The 2,616-nt window shown below is 43.8% G+C and carries 3 protein-coding genes and 1 pseudogene; 1 reads left to right on the top strand and 3 read right to left on the bottom strand.

Annotated features, from left to right (window positions below; all coding sequences use genetic code 11):
* Nucleotides 1-377, top strand: a pseudogene (locus F6K53_RS36920) (hypothetical protein); the annotation flags it as partial.
* A gap of 388 nt (nt 378-765) precedes the next feature.
* Here the strand turns inward: F6K53_RS36920 and F6K53_RS36915 are convergent.
* The 3 genes from F6K53_RS36915 to F6K53_RS36905 all read right to left on the bottom strand — a co-directional run bounded on the left by F6K53_RS36915 (nt 766) and on the right by F6K53_RS36905 (nt 2,565).
* Nucleotides 766-984, bottom strand: coding sequence for a DUF2283 domain-containing protein (locus F6K53_RS36915; RefSeq protein WP_293020056.1), 219 nt, complete (start codon nt 982-984; stop codon nt 766-768).
* A gap of 362 nt (nt 985-1,346) precedes the next feature.
* A complete protein-coding gene (locus tag F6K53_RS36910; RefSeq protein WP_293071776.1) occupies nt 1,347-2,318 on the bottom strand; it encodes a threo-3-hydroxy-L-aspartate ammonia-lyase in 972 nt (323 codons plus the stop codon).
* On the bottom strand, nt 2,284-2,565 hold the full coding sequence (locus tag F6K53_RS36905; protein ID WP_293071777.1) for a hypothetical protein: 282 nt from the start codon (nt 2,563-2,565) through the stop codon (nt 2,284-2,286). The genes F6K53_RS36910 and F6K53_RS36905 overlap by 35 nt, the downstream gene beginning before the upstream one ends.
* Nucleotides 2,566-2,616 lie beyond the last annotated feature (51 nt).

The following is a 2,616-nucleotide window of genomic DNA, read 5'->3' as shown; positions in this document are numbered from 1 at the left end:
CTCAATGGGAAAGTCTTCGGGTTACCAGACTGTGGCCAGTGTTTGAAGAATGGAAACGTCGGTTAGTGGAGATTACACCAGTGTGGGATTTCTCTGGCTATAACAGCATTACCACAGAAGCGATTAGCGAAGAGATGAAAAACTATTGGGATAGCTCTCATTATCGCGAAGAAGTAGGTGATCTAATCCTGAATCGCCTATTCAGTTATCAAGCTCACACTGTTCCAGAGGATTTTGGTGTTCTAATTACACCAGACAATGTTGAATCCCACCTCGGTAAAGTTAGGAATGAGCGGGAGTCATGGGCAGAGACTAATGGTGATCTAGTAAAGTTAGTGGAAGATTTAAACCAAAAATCTGAGATAGCCAGTAAGTAAGTTTCCTATACTTGGTGTGGTTTGGTAAGCATTCAGCTTGTAGGGTGGGCAAAAACATTTTGGTTAAAATGAGTCTTCTAGATAAGATAACTTTGCCCACCCTACTTTAATTGGTATTTTTTTTACACGCAAGTAGCCAAAAAATAAAAGACCAGATTTTAGCTTGTAGGGTGGGCAAAAACATTTTGGTTAAAATGAGTCTTCTAGATAAGATAACTTTGCCCACCCTACTTTAATTGGTATTTTTTTTACACGCAAGTAGCCAAAAAATAAAAGACCAGATTTTAGCTTGTAGGGTGGGCAAAAACATTTTGGTTAAAATGAGTCTTCTAGATAAGATAACTTTGCCCACCCTACTTTAATTGGTATTTTTTTTACACGCAAGTCCCTAAGCTGAATGCTTAGCCGAAAGATTCAAGAGCTTCCCCTGGGCTGATTCTAGAATCGCGTCTCGGATGAAGAAACTTGCTTGGATAATCTCTATTCCAATTAATTCTCCTGCTTCATTGAGTTCGGCGGTAATGTTAGGACTAATTTCGACACTACCTGCTTCTGGTTCATCAGACAGGGTAAGGTGAAGGATATCCTCTTGTTCAAAGTATGTCATCTTGGCCTTATTAATTAATGGTATAGCGGTTTTCAATTATGTGAGGTACATTTGGGTTTTAGGGAACAGGGAATAGGGAATAGGGAATAGGGAACAAGTAAGCAAGTAACAGGCAACACGTAAAAATAAAAAAATATGTGTACATCATTAGGCTGGAAAACGCTATAAATCTCCCAGTTCTTAATTTGATTGCGGAAAGTGACAGAACAGGGATTATACCATGTTCAGATAATCATTTATAAAAAAAAACATAGCTGACTTTTCGGAGGTAATTTCCCTCGTCATCCCCTGTTCCCAGATCCGCTGTTCCCTGTTCCCTATTACCTACTTTTATAAGTTTTCAACCGAACATGATATAGTATCTATTTTCCAGTCAATTGACCAATTTGTTTCAAATCGACATTGCCACCACTGATAATGACACCAATCCGAGCATTGGGCATTTTAATAATCCCTTCAAGTAGGGCAGCAGCAGCTAAGGCACCAGTGGGCTCAACTACAATTTTTAGCCGTTCCCAGAGGAAAAACATGGTACGGATAATCGCAGCTTCCGATACAGTTACCATGTCATCAACGTAATGAAGGACTAGGGGAAAGGTAAGTTTGCCGAGGCTGGGAGTTCTGGCTCCGTCAGCAATAGTGTTGGGATTGTCAACAGTTTGGAGGATTTTGCTATGGAAGGAACGGGTGGCATCATCGGCCTGTGCTGGTTCTACACCAATCACACGGCAATTAGGACATAGGGTTTTGGTTGCGATCGCACATCCTGAGAGTAAGCCACCACCACCACAACACACCAGTAACAGATCCAGTGGACCGACTTGTTCTAGGAGTTCTTTGGCAGTAGTACCTTGTCCAGCAATAATGTGGGGGTGATCGTAGGGAGGAATGATGGTGAGTTTGCGATCGCGTGATAACTCTTCGGCTAATGCTTCCCGTCTCAATTCAGCGCGATCATATAAAATTACTTCAGCACCATAGCCACGGGTAGCGGCTTGCTTGACCGCTGGGGCATCTTTGGGCATCACTACAGTGGTGGGGATACCGAGGATAGTGCCAGATAATGCGATCGCTTGGCCATGATTACCAGAAGAAAAGGTGAGAACCCCTCGCTGTTTTTGTGCTTCAGATAGTTGTGACAGAGCGTTATAAGCCCCTCGAAACTTAAAGGCACCAATACGTTGGAAGTTTTCGCATTTGAAGAAGACTTGAGCGTTGGTGAGCTGGTTGACCGTTCTGGAGGTATGGACTGGGGTTTGATGGGCATTGCCCGATAGGCGTTTGGCGGCAGCTTCTATGTCAGTGTAGGTTACGGGTAATGCTTGCAGTTCCATAGCAGTAGGGAGTCGGGAATCGGGAATCGGGAGTCGGGAGTCGGGAGTCGGGGAGTCGGGAGTCGGGAGTCGGGAGTCGGGAGTCGGGGAGTCGGGAGTCAGGGTAAGAAACTTGAATATACCTGATCAGTATAAGAAACAGGCTTACTGAATTCTTAATTCTAAATTCTAAGAGGATGTCTGAAAAGTCAAAATAAATGCGATCGCGAAGGGGCATCTCTTTGGCATGATCGCCTGAAGGGCGCACTTCGTGGTCTGGCTAAAGCCAGGGCTCTGCGTACGCTTCATTTAAGAGAAG

Origin of the sequence: Moorena sp. SIO4A1 (genome assembly GCF_010672065.1) — a bacterium.
Taxonomy (GTDB): Bacteria; Cyanobacteriota; Cyanobacteriia; order Cyanobacteriales; family Coleofasciculaceae; genus Moorena.
This window is presented reverse-complemented; position numbering and strand designations above follow the sequence as displayed.

Bases quoted from the DNA above. Each gene is read 5' to 3' on its own strand.
- F6K53_RS36915 (WP_293020056.1), bottom strand. From the start codon at position 984: ATGACATACTTTGAACAAGAGGATATCCTTCACCTTACCCTGTCTGAT.
- F6K53_RS36910 (WP_293071776.1), bottom strand. From the start codon at position 2,318: ATGGAACTGCAAGCATTACCCGTAACCTACACTGACATAGAAGCTGCC.